This window comes from Rhizobium sp. Pop5 (assembly GCF_024721175.1).
Taxonomy (GTDB): Bacteria; Pseudomonadota; Alphaproteobacteria; order Rhizobiales; family Rhizobiaceae; genus Rhizobium.
Window position 1 is genome coordinate 2,158,899 of record NZ_CP099399.1, and the last position, 17,087, is coordinate 2,175,985.

A 17,087-nucleotide genomic window follows, 5' to 3' on the forward strand; every position below is an offset into this window, starting at 1 on the left:
GCCCTCACTTCGTCTTGGCTGTCGTTGGTGTCGTGGCTGTCTTGGGCTTGCTGTTGAGCCCCTCATAGTACTTGCCCGCCCCGGTCAGGATCGTGCCCGCCGCCGCCAGATATCCGCCCTTTGCGGCCGCATCTCCCTTCGCTCGCTCCAGCGTGCCGCCGGCCCGCTGGTTGACGGCGTCGACTCGGTGGTCATAGGCCTCGCGATAGGCATTGGTGCGGATCGTCAGTGCATCGAGCTCACCAAGCGTTGCGGTATCGACAAGCGTGTCGAGCGGCGAGCCGAAGGTGATGTCGAGGCCGTTCGCCGCCATTGCGGCGGTCTGCGCTCCCTGGATCCTCGCCACTTCCTGACGCTTGCGCTGTTCCTCCTGCTGGCCCCGCTCCAGCGCATCCTGCGCGCGGCGCTCGGAGAGTTCGGCATTCATTTCGGCGACCTGCTGATTGTATTTGCCGGCCGCTTTCGCAGCCTGCCCCTGCTGCACGGAGCCGGCAGCGCTGACCAGTGTCGAGCCGAGCGCCAGGGCAAGACCGATATCACACATCGAAGCACCTCAATTCGAATGGGCGGAATTCATGACCGCGCAGGCTGACAGGATCGAAAATCGAAAACCCCAGCCAACGCAGCCAGCGCAGCGAGACGCGGTTGTCGGCATCGACGAGGTTTCTCAGAATGGGATAGTGCCGCAACAGTTGGTCCCTCCACTCGATCGAGCCCCGGAGAAAGCCGGCCGCATGGCGTTCGATGGCGTCGGTTCCGAGCAGCCAGGGCGCGCCGACGCCGGCAAGGATGTTGATGGCGCCGACGCCGAAGATCACCTCGGCCCGCCCATCGATGAAGACAGTCCAAGCGGCCGAGGACTTGCGCAGCGAATAGCTGAGCGCCCGAACCGGGCTCATGCCGGATGCCTTCCACACCTCGTCGCGGTCGGCCTGGCGCATGCGCCGGGCGACCTCGCGCACGTCAAGCGCGCGGACGGGCAGAACGCGGATCTCAGCGGCCAAGGGTGATATCCGGCATGATGGCGAGAATGGTCATCGGCAGCGGATCGAACTGCTTGATCCACATATTGCCGCCGGTGTCCCAGTCCCATTGCGGCGTCAGCGAAATGTCGCCGGTGATGGGCTCGATCGGATCGCCCCAATCTTCCGTCGAGCGCTGCTTGTATTCGACGAGATGCTCGTCGCCACGCGCCCCATCGCGGGGGCCGATGAAGATGCCGCGCGTCTGCTCGACCCTCAGCGTCACATTGCTCACCGATTTCTGCCGCCCCTGCACGGTGCCGAGCCCGCCGACATTGCCGAGATCGATATCGAGCGTCTGCAGCGCCGCCACCACGGGCAGGCCGACATGCACCTTGGAAGCAGCGACCTCGAGCGTCACCGCCCCGCCTGTTACCGTGAGGTTGCGCACGACATTGCCGTCGGCAAGGGCCACCACCTTTTGGCCCTCGAGATGCGAAAGCCCGCCGATCATGGTCGCCGGCGCCCCGCTGTAGGTCAGGCCGCAATCGACGAAGAAGGCGTCGTTGACCGATTGGAAGACGCGGCTGTGCAGCCGCTCGATATATCGCCGCGGCTGGCCGCCGATCGTGCGTTTGACGAGAAAGTAAGGCACGTCCTCATTGCCCTCGGCAATCACGGTTACGTCCTCGAAAACGGCGTCGTTGTCAGCTCCGCTTTCATGGCGCGTCCAGGCCCAGACATTGTGCTCCTTGAGATAGGTGAGCGAAACGAGCGCGCCGTTGTCGAGCACCACCCAGGCGATCGAATAGGGCGCCTGCGCATAGGCCCAGGCCTTGACGCGCCGGTTCTCGAAGAGGTGGCGGGCAAGGATGGTGAGGTCTTTGCCGACGAAGCCGTCCTCGGTATAGACGTAGCTGAAGTCGCGCACGACGCCGCCGCGCTCTTGGGCAAACAGCACCGTGTTGCCGACGACGATCGGCTGCACCCGCGCCGCGCCTCGATAGCCCTGATTGTCGATCTTGATCGACGAGGGAGAAATCGCGTCGGATTGCAAGCCGCCGCTGACGATCCACTCGGCGCCCGATGTCAGAAGCATCAGCCCGCGCAGCGCCAGCATCGAGCGGATCTCGTTCACCTGCCGGGCACGGATGCGGAAGGTCACAGCGTCGCTCGCCTTGGAGGGCGAGGAATAGCCGAAATTCTCGTAGTTAGCCGATTGCGACAGCCACACAGCCTGCGGATCATTCTTGGTCGAGGCGAAGGCGAGCCGCTGCTCGATGAAGGTCGCGCAGCGCGGATAGTTACCGACACTGTTGAAGGGGTTGCGCGCCGTCTGCGGCGTATCGGCAAGATCGGCCGCGATATTGTCGTCGTCGAACAACAGTCCGGCCGTGCCGCCGATATAGCCATAGACGCCGTTGTCGCTCTTATAGACGATATAGCGCGAGGCGCCCGCCACCGCAGCCCAGGTGATGCGGTTTTTGCGACCGCTCACCGTCAGGTCATTGTTGACGAAAACAGCCGTCGAAGGAAGGCTTTCCTCGCCGCTCTCATTGTCGATGGCCGAAACGCAATAGCCGTTTGTCGTGCCTCCCGATCCGCCGAGCGGGACGGCAGCAACACCTGTCGGTGCCGCAATTTTCGGTGCGAAGGTGACGACGGTGAGCGTCCAGTTGTTGTCGGCATGGCGCGCCAGTTTGCGCACGGGATAGTCGGGATGGCAGATATACATGACATCCGCCTCCTGCACGAACACCAGCTCGTCGAGCGCCGTATGCACATAGGGCGTTGTCACCTCGTAAGGTGTGGCACCTGTTAGAACGAGCCCGCCATCGCGGAAGACCCGAAAGTAAAGATGGCCGAATTCCAGCACGTAGGATTGCTCGGTGTTGAACTGGAAGGGGATCAACCGCGCCTTGTTGGCGCTCGCCTTGACCTCGCGGATGAAGGCGAGACCGGCGCGGTTCGATGCACCGCCATGCGGATTGATGAAGAGGTTCAGCGCCGTCTTCAAGCCGATGGCATATTTGCCCTGGTCGACGCGCGCCCAGAGCGCCGGCGAGAGTTCCCCTCCCCGAAGGACGGCTGGTAGGCGCGCAAATCAGCCATTGCCCCGCCCTCCCGTCAGTCCGTCCCGATCGTCGGCGCCGCCCCAAACCTCGTTGGCATCCGCCGTCTGGGCGAGCGCCTGCGTGCTCGTGGCCAGCTGGAATGCATCGGCGCGCACCTGCGCATCGCGCGTCAACGGCATGGCGAGCCGCACCGCCAGATGCCAGGCAAGCGCGTCGATGAACAGCGGCGAATATTTTGTCGGGTCGGTCAGCCGTTCGGTGAAATTCAGATAGGCGGGCGAAACATTGCAATAGATCACACCGCCCTCGGCGTCATAGGCATGCCCGGTCGCCGTGGAAGTCGCCCCACCGGAAAAGACACCACCCGCCGCCGAAGCGTCACCCGTCACGTCAAGTGCGGAGCGAACGCCCCTCACCGCCAGGCAGTCGACCGGCCGGTCATAGGCATAGGCCCACTCCCCCGGCCGATCGTTCTCGATCGCCGCAAGCGAACGCGTCCTCCCGGCAAAACGCCAGGGATAGGCCTGCAGCAGCGCATCGCGCGCCGGCGCAAAGAACCGATTGCATGCCCGCGCCTCCACCGTCGGCTCGGTCAACGCATTGATGCTGTCTTTGCCGATGGAAGCAAGCGCCAGATTGCAGATGGAAATAATGGATGTCATGGTCGATCAACCCCGTGGTTGACCTGACCTTAGTGCGTGGATGGTTGTGGCCATGAAATGCGTACAGTGGTTTGTGAAGATACCGTGCCTACTCAGGAGGGCCTCACGCCCCGAAGCCTCATCCAGGGCGAGGCGTGCGCTCGGCATAAAAAACTTCACCCCAGGAACTTGCACGCTGTGACCTCCGCAGCTTTACTTATCTGCGCTCTCACTTATGGAAATCTGTCATATCAATTCGGTAGAAACCCGGATTAGATAAACACATCAGCACCCGGCGCGATTTCACCCGCGCCCGTGACCTTGCCCAATTGCGCCGGCGACGGCGCAGACTTCCGCCTGCAATATCCAACCAACACGGAGCAAAAAGATGAGCACAGTCACTACCAAGGACGGCGTTGAGATCTTCTATAAGGATTGGGGGTCGAAGAGCGCCCAGCCGATCATGTTCCATCACGGCTGGCCGCTGAGCTCGGACGACTGGGACGCCCAGATGCTGTTCTTCCTGGAGAAGGGCTATCGCGTCGTCGCCCATGACCGCCGCGGCCACGGCCGCTCCACCCAGGTCGGCGACGGTCACGATATGGATCATTACGCCGCGGATGCCGCCACCGTCGTCGAGCACCTCGATCTCAGGAACGCCGTCCATGTCGGCCACTCCACCGGCGGCGGCGAGGCAACGCATTATGTCGCCCGCCACGGCCAACCGCAGGGCCGCGTCGCCAAGCTGGTGATCATCGGCGCCGTTCCGCCGATCATGGTCAAGACCGAATCCAATCCGGGCGGCCTGCCGATCGAAGTCTTCGACGGCCTGCGCAGCCAGCTCGCCGCCGACCGCGCGCAATTCTACCGCGATCTCCCGGCCGGCCCCTTCTACGGCTTCAACCGCCCGGGCGCGAAAGTGTCGGAACCTGTTATCAACAATTGGTGGCGCCAGGGCATGATGGGCGGCGCCAAGGCCCATTACGACGGCATCAAGGCCTTCTCGGAAACCGATTTCACCGAGGACCTGAAAATTATCACCGTGCCGACTTTCGTCATGCACGGCGATGACGACCAGATCGTTCCGATCGCCGATTCCGCCCTGCTCTCGTCCAAGCTCCTGCAGAACGCGACGCTGAAGGTCTACGAGAAATTCTCGCACGGCATGTGCACCGTCAACGCCGACATCATCAATGCCGACCTGCTGGCCTTCATCAAGGGCTGAGTCGCAAACACCGGGCGCCGACAAGGCGCCCGGAATGCCGGGCATGCATCAAAACGCACCGTTCACCGTCATGGCGGCAGGAGCGAAATCCATCTTCAGGCGGTCGAGCTCGACAAGCATGCGGCGTGTTACCCGTTCAATGCTGATATCGGAACTCAACTGGCCGTCAGCCTGACTGGCCTTCTTCAGTGCACCGATAGCGGTGGCCAGCGGCAAACCGAAACCGAAGCTGAAAAATCTGTCCCGACGCTTTCGCATGGCGTAGACGAAACGTCGCTTTCCCCAAAAGAAGCTCATCAGCCATTCCAGCGCGTTAGATGGCCCAAGCCGCTGGAAATCGATCTTGAGATCGAGCACGCTTGCCCAGTCGTGCCATTTATTCCGATGGTTTGGATCGTGTGGCAGGATCGCCTTCCACGGCACCCGCAAGGCATCTGCGATGATGACGCCGTGCATGGCTTCGGAAACCAGGAGTTCAGACGACAGCATGTGCTCGAGCACGACATCCACGTCCCATCGCGGATCGATGAAATTGATGCCGAGCTTGTTGCAGATTTTTTGCCAGCTGCCGAACATCGCGCTTTCGTAATGCGGCATGAAGGAAACGCGAAAGCGCTTTTCATATTGCGGAAGCGTCACAGCCCTTATGAGGATGCCGGAATCACCGACTGCCATGTCTTCAGGCAGATTCAAGGCTGCGGCGGTGTTCTTGCCGCGCACGAAATAGAGCTTCCAGGTCTCGTCGATGGCCGGAGGCGCCGAATATCCGGCATAGCCTGCTCCGAAAACAACTTTCTCCGCATTGGCGGAATGGTTGTCATAGAGGATAGAGCCGATCCCGAGAAACAGCCGGTCGTCATTTTCAGTGAAGAACCCTCCGGGCAAAAGTTTGGGCCAAAGCCAATGATTTAACTGGTCCCCGAAATTGGAAACTTTACTGAAGGCGAACATTTTCATTGAGACCCCCATCTCAAAGCCGCCCTGAACTTCAGAGCAAGCAAATTCCATCAAATATATTCCCTGCCGATCTATTGATCGGCCCCCGCTCTTATTGAATGCACAGGAAGTGCCTCCAGATAAGAGGTTCTGGCTGTAATCACTCAATATCCACAGAATTGAAAATCGAAATCATACTAGCACGCTAGTATCGCCTACCTGTATTTTACGGCGAGATAAACAAGACTCTTCAAGTAAGGTAAATCGATAAAAAGCAACTTAAAATATAAGACGGAGAATTTCCCAGACGATATTTCAGCCTTAATATTAATTGGCAGGCACGTCATTGAAGGCATGTAATACCAAAAAAAATATGGCGATCGCCTCAAAGGGCGCTCGCCATACATGGGAAAGCTGATGAGCTTATTGCTGATCGCAACTCTAGCTGAATTTTTCGGAACGCGATCTTGATAGCTGGATCAACCAGATAATCGATTGACGGTCGGTCAGAAACAAGACTCCCGCATAGATGATCATCCCGGCGCTGATCGCAGTAACGAGGCGCAGAATTACATTGTGGATCGGCGCAAGCCCGTACGTCGTCAGGCAGTAGCACGAAACTGCCATGATCAGCGCAGCCATCAGCGGCCGCAGGATCGCCTGCCCCGCTTCTGACAATGAGCATCCGGTATGAGGTTCGATCAGTTTGATCTGGTAGGGGATCATCACATATCCGCGCGCGAGCAGTGACAATATGATAGGCCACACGCCGAAAGGCGCGGCAGCGAGAGCAAATGCGACGGTGACGAAAAACTGTATGGTGGTAAAGCGAAGAGCCTTCTTGGACTGACCGAAAGAGGTCAGCATGGAAAGGAAGAGCAGGCCGAATAGGCTCGGTATGCAAAAGAGCGACAGCGCCTGCAGCATCGGCACGACTTCAAGCCACCGCTCTCCGTAGAGGATTGCCACCAGATCCTTGGCGACCGCAGCCAGGCCGAAGAATGCTGGAAATGACACCGCGCCGGCCACACTCAACAAACGGACGAACGTCTGCTTCACCCGTGCCTGATCCTCACGGATGGTGACGAAGAGATTCACCGAGACCGTGGAAATGGGCGTCAGCGTACCGATCGAAAGCATGTCGATCGTCCGGCGAGCGACGCGATAAAAGCCGACAGACGCCGGACCGACGAAAACCCCGATAATCATATCCTGCACGCGGGAGATAATCACGCCGATCAGTTTCGAAGCGGCCATGCTCACGCTGAAGGGGAGAACCTCCATAAGCTGTGCGCGTGTGAAACTGACCGATGGCCACCAACGAAAGGCAAGCCACGCCGTCAGCATTGTAACGAGTTCGGTGATGAACCTCTGTATCACCAGGGCGTAGACGCCAAAATTCTCATGGGCCGCCCAAACAGCAGCGGCGCTGCCGATCAATCCCGCAATGATGGATCGAATGGCGAGTGTCTTATGCCCGAACCGCCGCAACCGGCGCGCCATGTGAATTGCTCCGCCGGCAGAAATGGGAAGTGTCCAGGCAAGCGCAATGAGAACCCCCTCCAGCCGATCACTTCCCATAAGCCATGAAATCGGTCGAGCAAGCATCGTAATGAGCACCGCACAGGCGACAGCCATGCCCATGTTTCCCCAGAACGCGGCTCGCGAAACGATTTCCTCGTCGTCCTCTCTCGCTTTCGTTACCGCATCGGAGAAACCGGAGGTCGCGAATATGCGTCCCATCTCGGAAACAATCATACCGAGGGCAAATAATCCGACCTCGACCGGTCCGAGGATACGGGCAACAACCACAAATACGACAAAAGAAAAAACTTGATCTACGCCGATCCTGACAACAGACCACAGCGCAGACGCCACAGCCTTTTTCTTCACACTAGCAGACAATTTGGAGTCCTACTTTCCAGTGCCGAGATATGACACGCCGATTCAATCATGAAGCATGAAAAAACTAATTAGTCACGCAGGCCCCATCCTTGCGAAGAGATCATCTACAACACTCGAAGAGGAATTCCGTCCGCTTACCTCTGGGTTTTCGCGTAATAATCTAGAATGTCATTTTTTTATAAGAGAAATTACAGAAATACTTAATGCCAGACTTCCTGGTATTGATGCCTCCGGTAGCCCGCCCAACGGTTGCCGCAGATTTCCCATTTCCGATGAAACCGTTTCCGCCCCTTGGCGTTTCAAAGCCATGACAAGAGAACGTGAACCCTCATCAAAGGCTTATCGGCAGCATCGCTTCGAGAATACCGAACGGACCGCAAAGGAAACGATCGAGGCCGAGCAGCGGGCGCGCAGGGAGAAGACAAAGCGGCTGAAGGAGCTGCGTCTGTCGCGCGAAGGCGGCAAGGCTCCCGGGGCGGAATAGGTCGCTCGTTTTGGCGATCGGCCTTCGCTTGCCGCTTCCGGATTGTCTTGAAATTCGGTCCTTCGTCCATCTTGAAGAAGAAACATCGCGAAATTATCTTTTTTCGAAAGCGACTCATGGGCATCGAAAAAGGGCTAGGCGATGTCGGATAAGCTGTTCAACACACGCGACGAACCGCTCTCTTCGGCGGATCTCGACATATGTCGCCGCGTTCACGAAGCCGTCTGCACCGACCTCGATATCGAAAGATCCAGCGAGAGAGCCGACAGCATCGGCGCCCTCATCATCGAGCTCTACCGCCAGGGCGTCCACGATGAACATCAGCTTCGCTTGATGGCTGGTGGACGGCTGGCATAAGACGAGGCCTGAAGGGCGGGCCTCTGAACAGGTTCACGCCGCCTTCAATTTCTCCTTCTCGCCCTGCGCGATCCCCAGCCTGATCCGCTTTGCCATGGCGGGATAGGGATGCACGCCTTCCGGCGACACCGCCTGCCTGACGAGGCTGCCCGCCGGCAGCACCGTCGCCGCGGCCGCGAGCGTGAGGACGTTGCCGATCACGGCTGAAATCGTCGGGGAGCGCAGCAGCGTCAGGCCGTCGGCGCTGTAGATGCGAAGCGGCTGTTCGGGGGAAAAGATCGAGCCGTCGGCCACCTGGATTGAGGTATAGGTGGCGACGCCGTCCGAGCCGGCCTGAGCGGTCAATAGGCTGGAGGGCAGATCGACTTGCCCCGGCCATTTGCCCATGCCGGCCGGTCCCTGCCAGGCGGCGAGCGTATCGATGCTGTCGTCGCAGCAGGCTGACGTCTTCGCCAGGATGTCGTTACGCAGGCGCCATTTGTTCGAGGCATCGGTCCCGTCGGCGGGATAGCTGTTCTGCGCGGCGTATGTCTGGCTTGCCTCGGTCCTGAAATCGTCGGCGGCGGTGATCGTGCCTGTCGCCGGCGACGTGCCTCCGGCGAATGTATAGGTGAAGGTCGTCGGGCTCGTGACCGATATCGTGTAGGTCCCGTTATAGGCCGTGGGCGTAGCCCCTGCGATTGACAGGCTCTGACCCGAAACCAGATGTGCCGTCGAGGCGCAGGTCGCCGTCGCCAGCGTGCCGACGGAGGTCAGCGTGATCGAGATGGTGGCATTGGTCCGCCCGAGCGGCGGCAGCGCGACCACCTTCACACCGCTGTAGCGTGCCCGCAGCCGATTGACGAAGCCGAGATATCGCGTCGTGAAAAAGGTGGAATAGGGCGTCGTCGTATCGTTCTGCCCCATCTGGTTGAGGATGACGGTAAACGGCCGCTTGCCGCTGTTGAAGGCAATGATCTCATCGACGATCGCCCAGCGTCGCGTGGCGATGCTGGCCCCGGAGCCGGTGAGCTCGCGGAAGGCCGCAGCACCCGGCATGCCGATCATCAGATGCGGAATCCGCCAGCCGGAGTCGAGCCATTTCCTCAGCCAGCCGAGATTGCCTCGCTGGTCTGCGGCCGCGGAAAATTCCTGCCTCGCCTCGCCGATGCTGTCGCAGGCGACGAGCGCGACCGGCCGGCCGTCCCAGTCGCCCTTGGCCACCATGAAATCCGGCCCGTAATATTGCGGCTGCGTCTGGCCGCCGTAATTCGTGTCCAGCGCCGCCGTGCTGTCCGCATCGGGCGTGTCCTTGAAGGCAACGAGCGATGCGTAATCGGCAGCCCCCCAAATGCGTTCGCCGCGGTGTTTCTGGATGCGGTAGACCGGCAGCTGCATCTGCCCGGCATCGGTATGGTAGAACAGCCAGATTTCGATATCCGTCTCGGCGGCCACGGTTTCGGCAAGCGTCAGCGGATCGCTCCACACGCCCTGCGATTGATCGGGGATCGTGACGCCGGCCGCTCCGGCAAAGTTGCAGGCATGGAACACGCCGCCGACCCGGATCGAGAGCCCGTCGATAACGGTCGCATTGCCGGCATAAACCGTTTCCTGCGGGCTGTTGCCGCCTTCCGTGCAGGCGAAGCCGGAGAAATGGAAACGGAAGCTGTTGGTCCGGTAGGATGGCGACGACACGACGATTTTCGAACAGACATAATTGGTGCCCGCCGCTGCCGTGACGAGCCCGCCTGACGGCATGCGGTTGCGCGTCGCGAAGAACATGTAGCGATCGGGATCGACGGGTGCTGCGCCGCTGCCGCTGACCGTCACGACCGGCATCCCGTTATAGAGCGTGCGGCCGTCCCGGATGATCACCGCGCCGATGACGACCTGCTCGTTATAGATCACTTCATTGCCGGAGAGCACACTGACGCCGAGAACCCGCCGGCCGCCGGTAAACAGCACGCCGCTATCGGCCTCGCGGATACCCACCACACGCCGCCCATTGTGTAGCACCGTCCCGTCGGGAACGATGTGCACACCGATCACACGCTGCTCATTGAAAATCTCGGCCATCAGGATGTTTCTCGTCTGGAGTGCGGTAAGGAGGGCAACGCGCCCTCCCGGTTTGTCGACGAACCCAGCTCTTCACCCTGCGTCATCCTCGGCCCTGTGCCGAGGATCTCATGCCCTACCGAGCGGAGGCAGATGCTCGGGACAAGCCCGAGCATGACGAGAGGGAAGTTGGCAGCTTTGTCGTCAGTCTGAGGGAGGGCAACGCGCCCTCCCGTCAACCCTTTCCCGGCTACGACGCGCCAGGCACGACCCAGTCGGGCTGTTGCAGCCCGAGCGCCTCCTGGATACCATTCCCGGCCACCTTCTCGCCATCCGAGCCAGCCTCCGCCGCACGCCGCTCGATCTCGGCGGCGATCACGCCATCGGCGTCCTTCATGTTCGCCACCAACTCCCCGGAGATCGATCTCGCCAGCGCCTTGCGTGCGGTCGCCGAGAGGCTCTGCCAGTCCTCGGGGATCTCGGCGACGACATCATCGCCCGCGCCGCCTTTCGGCTTGACGATCCTGGCGCCGCCCGCACCCCGCGGAGCAAGGCTTGCCCATTTCGGCCGCCGCTCCTCGTCGTTCCAGAGTTCATCCGGCACGACGAAGCAAGCGCCGATTTCGCGCAGCTCGCCGTCGAAATAGCCCCTTTCGTTCGCGATCACCGTCACCATGGCGGTTACTCCGTCGCCGCGACCACGCCGGCGGTGATCTTGCCCGTTGTCGGCGCCGTTCCCGTCACGTCGTAATAAAGGCGGAAGAAGCGCTCGTCGGCGTCGCGCGGCACGCTGTCGATATTGATCTTCTTGCCGAGCGCAAGGTCGGCAAGAGCAAGCAAGCCCGTCGTGCCGATCTGCTTCGGCGAAGCGAAGGCTTCGTTGTCGTCGACCTGCACCTTGACTTCGAGCGAGGTCAGGTTGTTGAACGCCTCGACCACCTGGATCGAAAGCGGGATCTTCTTACCCTTGCCGATATTGCGCACCGTGCCGGTAGCGATCGGGCCAAGGTTGATCACATTGGTGCTCGCCGCATCGGCGGTGATCGCCTGCGCGTCGGAAAGCAGGCTCTGCTTGTCGAAAATCATCTGAGATGCCTCTCGGGTCTGGTGATGTCTTGGGAAGGTTTGCCCGGCGCCATTGGCGACGGGCATATGCCGATGAGCCGCCGCTAGACCGCAGCCGGCACTGCCGCCTCGGTATTGAGGATGGCGTCGGTCTCGCGGATCGGAATGCCGCGATAAGCCCGCACTTCCTTGCCCTCGACGGTCATGTGCGTCAGGCCGGTATAGTTCGGGTTGGCCGCCAGCAGGCTTCGGTCGCTCGACTGCACGTCGAGGATTTCGAGCACGTCGCGGTTCATGTAGATCGCGATGCGGCTGGCAACACCGTCGCGGCGGCGCGACTGCAGGCGATAGTAGGCCTTGCGCATCAGCGCCCAGAGATCGACGGAGCCGGCGAGCATGTTGGACACGTCGATATTGGCGACGCGGGCATTGTAGCGCCAGTCCTTGACGAACATGCCGACATGCCAGCACCAGTAGTCTTCCTTGCGGAAATAGGGCTGGCCGCTTTCGTCGAGCACACGCTGCTCGCCCTTGTCCTCATGGCTGACGCCGGCCTTGGTGCCCTTGGGATAGATCAGCGAGCTCGCATGATCGCCCCAGGTGACGAACCAGATCGAGGTATTGTCGCTGCCCGTGCCGCCGCCGTTCACCACCTGGTTTGCGATGGTGCCGCGCGTGTCGGAATAGCTGGAATAGCGGGCAGAAAGTCCCTTGAACTTCTCCGGCGTCGTCTCGGTATTATGGTAGAAGATGCCGGTCGCCACCTCCTGGTTCATCGCCTCCATGAAGGGTGCTGCCGAGGTCAGCCGTTCCTTGGCCGGATCGGGTGCGAGTTTCAAGAGGCGCACGTCGACGCCGGACATGGCCTCGACGAAGCCTGTGGTGTCGTCGACCTGCTGCATGGTCGCCTTGGATTGCGGAACGCCCTGGTAGAGGCGGCCCCAGGCGACGGACGGCAGGCCGGTGCGGATCATGTGGCGGTGCGAGGCGCCCATGTTGCATTCGGTCGCGATCGCGTCGTCGAGAATGGGGTTCTGCTGGGACAACAGTTCGACAACCGAGCCCTCCGTCGAGCCCTTGTGCATGTCGATCAGTTGAGGGAAGCTATTGCCGATTGTTGCCATGTCTCTTTAGCCTTTCGGTGCATCGTTCGGAAACAGAACATGCGCTGGATCGACGGGTCTGCCCGTGCCTCCGGCGCCGCCGGTGGCCGGATCGTCCTCTCTGATGAGCGCCCCGGCCTTCGCAAAAATACGAATAAGCTCCGGATGGTTGCCGCCACCACTCGCCTCCAGATATTCGCGCAGAGCCGGCGTTCCCATCGTGTTGACGAAGCGGCGGCTGTCGCGCACGGTGCCGTCCCACTTGCGCCCGCCGATCTCGGCATCGGCCTTCGCATCGTCGGCCCATTTCGAAATCGTCTCGCCCCAGACCTTGCCGCGCGCTTCCGCACGCGCCGTCTGGATAGCGATGAAACGGTCGGCAAGCTTCTGCGCCTCGCTATTGGTCAGCCCCAGTTCCCGGAAATCGGGGCCGAGCGCGCCGAGCAGTTCCTCGTCCACTGCAATGCCGTCGGGCATGGTAAGCGTATACTTCCCATCCTCCGGAACCCTGTCGGCTTGATCAGGCGTGGTCTCGTCGCCGCCCTGCCCGGCCTTATCAAGCACATTCTGCTCGCCGGGCTTGGCAGGATCGGCCTGCACTTCGCTGCGCCCACCCTCGCCTGCATCAGCCCGTCCGGCGCCGCCCTGCTGCGGCACGTCGTCGGGAAACAACACATTCTCAGGCTCCCCGCCGCCGCTGCCGGCGCCCTCGGCGCTCCAGGCTATGTCAGGCCGGCCGATCCGCTCATGCGTCGACATCATCGTCTTCACTCCTCATATTGGTGGCGACCTCGCGGTCGATGGCTTTGATGGTGGCGATCTCCAGCAGCAGGCTGGGGTAGAAGCGCTGGTCGATCTCGTCGAGCTTGGCGATCAGCTTGCGCCCCGCCCCCTGCAGGCCGAGCGCATAATGCGTGGCGCTCACCGCCTCGCCGGCAAAGGCCTCGCGGTAGATCGCGCATTGCTCAAGCATCCAGAACAGCACGCGCTTGCCCGACGGCAGTAAGAAGACCTCGCGGAAGGCGGCGGCGAGCACATCGCGCTCCCGCCGTTCGGCGGGCGTCAGGTTTTCGTCGAGTTCGCTCATCAGCCGAGCCCCAGTTGCTGCAGAAGGGCTGCCCCGTTCGGGTTCTCGCCGGCGCTCGCAAGCACCGCCGCCGCATCCGCGCCCGATTTCGCCGCCGGCGCCATCTTCGCCGCCATTTCGGCATTTTCGGCCATCTGCTGCTTCTGTGCGCGGGCATCGCGCAGCTGCGCCACCTCGTCGTCGGGCACGACGACGGAGGGCGGCACACCGAGATAATCGAAATAGAGATCGACAGCCTCGTCGGCATCGACCTTGTCGAGCACCTCGGGCTTGACGGCCGAGACCTGGCCGAGGAAGGCAAAGCCCCGCTCGATACTTCCCGTCGCCACCGCCTTCTGCGCCTGGGCGAGGATCGAGATATATTCGATCTTCAGCTCCTGGTTCTGCAATTCACGCGGCGGCGGCGGCAGTTCGCGCCGCCGGTTGAGGATCTGGTAGGTCCGGTCGATCGTCGGCTCCAGCTGCGCGCCATAGATATTTTCCAGCACCGGTCCGAGCGCGAGCAGCTTCTCCTCCTTGCGCTCGGCGATTTCGAACTGGTTGCGCGGCTGGATGCCCTCCATCTCAGACAGCATCAGGAAGAGATCGGCATAGAAAGCCTGGCGGATGCGCTCCTGCGTCTCGCGAATATCGCTCGCAAGCTCGGAAAGCCGGAGCTGGATCTCCATCGCCGGCCGGAAGCCCCGCCCATTGGGATCGTCGACATAGGTGATCTTCCCCGGCAGCAGCGAAGCCGGGTTGTTGCGCATCGAGGTCGGCCCGGTCATCGGCGGACGCACCAGCTTGTCGATCGCCTCGAGCTTGCGCTGCTGTTCCAGCTGCAGCATGGAAACATCGCCGAGCGCGATCTGCCCGGGCGACGTCGCATAATTGTCGTCGCCGGCAATCTCCCAGGCCGGCCCGATCAGCGGGTTCTCGTCGAAGCCGCTTTCCTCCAGCAGCCGCTTGTCGCCCGCCTGCTCCTCCCAATAGTTGGAAAGGAACGGCTTGTTGCGCTTGTCGATCCTGTCGGGATCGCGCGAAAGCCTCGGCTCGATCGCATGGCAGATCGTCAGGATCTCGTCATAGCGGCCATTGTCGTAGAAATTCTTCACCGTCTGGCTGACATTGTCGTAGCCGAAGCGCGAAACGATGCGCTGCACCGACCAGCGGAACCGCCGGTAAAGCGTCGTCACCCTGCCGTTCTCGTCGCGCGAGATCCAGAAGCTGCCATGCAGCAGTTGCTGCAGCCGCACCACCTTGTCGCTATCCTCGGAAAGAATGCCGACCGATTGCCCGAACTGCCCGAGATCGCCATACCCTGTGTGAAAGGCATTGTAGACGTTGGAGGATTGAAACACCTCCCGCAGCCGCTGCTCGAGGGCCGCGAGATACTCCTTCACAGGCGCGAAGTCCTTCAGGTCAGGATCGTAAGTCGTCAGCCGAAACCACGGCCGGGCTGGCGAGGTAATGCCGGAATGCATGCCCGATTTCAGCGTCCGGTGCGCAAACGTGCCCGTGCTGTCGATGATCTTGGCGCGGCTCACCGCCCCCTCGTCCTTCTCGGTCAACCGCAGCCGCGTCGGCTCGATATAATCCGCCAACTGGCGCCACACGGCCTCCCAGGGCTGACGAATACGCTTCAGCTCCTCCATCCGCCGCCGGTGATAGGTAATCTGGCTCTCATGATCCGGTGCGTTATCGCTCATGTCTTTCTCCATGCACGCAGGCAAAGCGCAAATCCCGCGCTGCGCCTCACTGCCCAAGCAACGTCTTCTTCTCGGTCGGCGCCGTCGTCGTCACCCCCTCCGGCGACGTCAGGATCGTATCCGGCCGCGACCGCACCCGATCCTCCGTCCGCCGCCCGACGGCGGTGCGAACCGCAGCCCCATCCGGCTGCTTCAACTGCGCCGGCTCCGGCGGAAGCGCCGGCGGATCAGGCTGGGAAGGCTTGGAAAACAGACACATGGGAGATCATCCATCTAGCTGGCGGGAAATAGCGTCCCGAAAGAGGGAAGAGCGCGGCAAGGCCGGAAGGCAGCAAGGGAGAGTGCGTATCCGCCCCTGCCCTGCCCAACGCTCTTCCCTCCACCGGGGGGGCTAGTCCATCTCTACGTCCCGGATGGTTGTTGCGACGAACACGCAAGCGGCTGGGCTACATCATCTTCCACTACAGGCGTTTTTCGAGACGAGGTGCTGCCGCGATTCTCCTTCGCCCCAGCGGGGAGAAGATGCCGGCAGGCAGATGAGGGGGTGAGCGACGCTAGGAGCGAATGCGCTGAGCGCAAGCGAAGGACAACAATCTTACCGATCTCTGAGGTTCATTCGGCAATACGTGTGCCGACAGAGGCGCCCGGCCACAGCTCCCTGTTGTGCGATACCGTCACCTCATCCTCTTCGTTCCTGTGCCCATCACAGGAATCCCGCCACGGCGCGTCTGCGCCGTGAATGACCCATGAGAATAGTTCCCCACGGATGGCAGCGCCGAGCACACTTTCCAATCGGCGCTTCAATAAGTACATCTGCATGCTCGTGGGAGTATCGCGATGCAGATCGTAAAAGAGCTCGATGCCGTTCAGGTTGAGACCGCCTATCATTCACCACGTCGTGTTGTCATCCTTCGGCGGGAGGACGGATGGTACAGCTACGGAGAGCAATACTATTTCGTTTCCGAATGCGACGGGGAAGTTATCGCTGAAGGCTGGCATACGCTTCAGGCAGATGGCATCTATGCAACTTCCGAACTTGCGGAAGAAGAAGGTCGCGCCGCTTTTGCAAAGTGGTATGGGCGAGCCGGTTGATCTGAGAGCTTATCCCCTCGTCCCACCGTTACAAAAGACTACCAGTTATGTCAGAAATCAAACAACTAAAGCGCGTAGGCTTCTTTCGTGAGCTGCCCCATGGAGATCCGGAAGGACCAAGTCTGAAGCATTTTTCTGCAGCTGTTGCTCTACAGGAGAATGCCCGCATCGTCTCCTATCTGAGATCCGGCGCTTTGTTCATCGCCTCTCCAGGATTGTCGAGAGATGTCCTGTCCGATGAACATCCTATCATCGGGTCATTGGCATTGTGGACAGACGGCACATTCCTGTGGCCAAGCGATCTTTCCCACTATGTTGAGAAATATTCTGTCGGTTTGCCGCGGGAATTCATCAAACACATGGAAGGCAACGCCTGGACCGTTCCAGCAGGCATCGATATTTTCAGCCTGGAAGATTGAGAGCCCCACTTTGC

At 60.9% G+C, this 17,087-nt stretch carries 19 protein-coding genes; 5 read left to right on the forward strand and 14 right to left on the reverse strand.

The features are described from left to right. Window positions 1-4 precede the first annotated feature (4 nt). The 4 genes from NE852_RS12900 to NE852_RS12915 form a co-directional block, all read right to left on the reverse strand. Complete coding sequence (locus tag NE852_RS12900; protein WP_008535465.1) at window positions 5-544, reverse strand: hypothetical protein; 540 nt, start codon at window positions 542-544, stop codon at window positions 5-7. Then, window positions 537-1,004 carry a hypothetical protein gene (locus NE852_RS12905; RefSeq protein ID WP_008535466.1) on the reverse strand — a complete coding sequence of 156 codons (468 nt, stop codon included), beginning with the start codon at window positions 1,002-1,004 and terminating at the stop codon, window positions 537-539. Before NE852_RS12905 ends, NE852_RS12900 begins: the two co-directional genes overlap by 8 nt. Continuing rightward, on the reverse strand, window positions 994-2,979 hold the full coding sequence (locus NE852_RS12910; protein WP_258156630.1) for a hypothetical protein: 1,986 nt from the start codon (window positions 2,977-2,979) through the stop codon (window positions 994-996). Before NE852_RS12910 ends, NE852_RS12905 begins: the two co-directional genes overlap by 11 nt. 87 nt (window positions 2,980-3,066) lie before the next feature. After that, a complete protein-coding gene (locus NE852_RS12915) occupies window positions 3,067-3,699 on the reverse strand; it encodes a hypothetical protein (RefSeq protein ID WP_008535471.1) in 633 nt (210 codons plus the stop codon). A gap of 367 nt (window positions 3,700-4,066) precedes the next feature. Here NE852_RS12915 and NE852_RS12920 point away from each other — a divergent pair, with 367 nt between their 5' ends. Then, on the forward strand, window positions 4,067-4,903 hold the full coding sequence (locus NE852_RS12920) for an alpha/beta fold hydrolase (protein ID WP_258156631.1): 837 nt from the start codon (window positions 4,067-4,069) through the stop codon (window positions 4,901-4,903). A 48-nt stretch (window positions 4,904-4,951) separates the two neighbouring features. Here the strand turns inward: NE852_RS12920 and NE852_RS12925 are convergent, their stop codons facing one another. Together NE852_RS12925 and NE852_RS12930 are read right to left on the reverse strand one after the other, a co-directional pair. Continuing rightward, complete coding sequence (locus NE852_RS12925) at window positions 4,952-5,860, reverse strand: hypothetical protein (protein WP_037175178.1); 909 nt, start codon at window positions 5,858-5,860, stop codon at window positions 4,952-4,954. A 420-nt stretch (window positions 5,861-6,280) separates the two neighbouring features. Then, window positions 6,281-7,744, reverse strand: a complete 1,464-nt coding sequence (locus NE852_RS12930; RefSeq protein ID WP_258156632.1) for an oligosaccharide flippase family protein — start codon at window positions 7,742-7,744, stop codon at window positions 6,281-6,283. A 220-nt stretch (window positions 7,745-7,964) separates the two neighbouring features. On the opposite strand from NE852_RS12930, the gene NE852_RS32735 reads away from it, so the two are divergent. Both NE852_RS32735 and NE852_RS12940 read left to right on the forward strand, forming a co-directional pair. Next, entirely contained in the window at window positions 7,965-8,228 is a 264-nt protein-coding gene (locus NE852_RS32735) for a hypothetical protein (protein ID WP_374992009.1), read from the forward strand. A 141-nt stretch (window positions 8,229-8,369) separates the two neighbouring features. Next, window positions 8,370-8,585, forward strand: coding sequence for a hypothetical protein (locus NE852_RS12940; protein WP_008537087.1), 216 nt, complete (start codon window positions 8,370-8,372; stop codon window positions 8,583-8,585). Between the two features lie 33 nt (window positions 8,586-8,618). On the opposite strand, the gene NE852_RS12945 is transcribed toward NE852_RS12940, so the two are convergent. The 8 genes from NE852_RS12945 to NE852_RS12980 form a co-directional block, all read right to left on the reverse strand. Beyond that, the gene (locus tag NE852_RS12945; RefSeq protein ID WP_308821737.1) at window positions 8,619-10,640 is read right to left on the reverse strand and encodes a hypothetical protein; all 2,022 of its coding nucleotides are present in this window, start codon (window positions 10,638-10,640) and stop codon (window positions 8,619-8,621) included. A 229-nt stretch (window positions 10,641-10,869) separates the two neighbouring features. Beyond that, a complete protein-coding gene (locus NE852_RS12950) occupies window positions 10,870-11,295 on the reverse strand; it encodes a hypothetical protein (RefSeq protein ID WP_258156633.1) in 426 nt (141 codons plus the stop codon). A 5-nt stretch (window positions 11,296-11,300) separates the two neighbouring features. Further along, window positions 11,301-11,705 (reverse strand): Bbp16 family capsid cement protein, encoded by a 405-nt coding sequence (locus NE852_RS12955; RefSeq protein ID WP_008535502.1) that lies wholly within the window; start codon window positions 11,703-11,705, stop codon window positions 11,301-11,303. Between the two features lie 83 nt (window positions 11,706-11,788). Next, on the reverse strand, window positions 11,789-12,808 hold the full coding sequence (locus NE852_RS12960) for a major capsid protein (RefSeq protein WP_008535504.1): 1,020 nt from the start codon (window positions 12,806-12,808) through the stop codon (window positions 11,789-11,791). Window positions 12,809-12,814: 6 nt separating this feature from the next. Beyond that, window positions 12,815-13,549, reverse strand: a complete 735-nt coding sequence (locus NE852_RS12965) for a hypothetical protein (RefSeq protein WP_258156634.1) — start codon at window positions 13,547-13,549, stop codon at window positions 12,815-12,817. Continuing rightward, window positions 13,533-13,874: a hypothetical protein gene (locus tag NE852_RS12970; protein WP_258156635.1), complete on the reverse strand. Its 342-nt coding sequence runs from the start codon at window positions 13,872-13,874 to the stop codon at window positions 13,533-13,535. The genes NE852_RS12965 and NE852_RS12970 overlap by 17 nt, the downstream gene beginning before the upstream one ends. Further along, window positions 13,874-15,562, reverse strand: coding sequence for a portal protein (locus NE852_RS12975; RefSeq protein ID WP_258156636.1), 1,689 nt, complete (start codon window positions 15,560-15,562; stop codon window positions 13,874-13,876). Before NE852_RS12975 ends, NE852_RS12970 begins: the two co-directional genes overlap by 1 nt. A 46-nt stretch (window positions 15,563-15,608) precedes the next feature. Next, complete coding sequence (locus NE852_RS12980; RefSeq protein WP_008535533.1) at window positions 15,609-15,821, reverse strand: hypothetical protein; 213 nt, start codon at window positions 15,819-15,821, stop codon at window positions 15,609-15,611. A gap of 578 nt (window positions 15,822-16,399) precedes the next feature. Here NE852_RS12980 and NE852_RS12985 point away from each other — a divergent pair. After that, window positions 16,400-16,654 carry a hypothetical protein gene (locus NE852_RS12985; protein WP_008535544.1) on the forward strand — a complete coding sequence of 85 codons (255 nt, stop codon included), beginning with the start codon at window positions 16,400-16,402 and terminating at the stop codon, window positions 16,652-16,654. Window positions 16,655-16,701: 47 nt separating this feature from the next. Further along, entirely contained in the window at window positions 16,702-17,073 is a 372-nt protein-coding gene (locus NE852_RS12990; protein WP_008535545.1) for a hypothetical protein, read from the forward strand. Window positions 17,074-17,087: the final 14 nt, after the last annotated feature.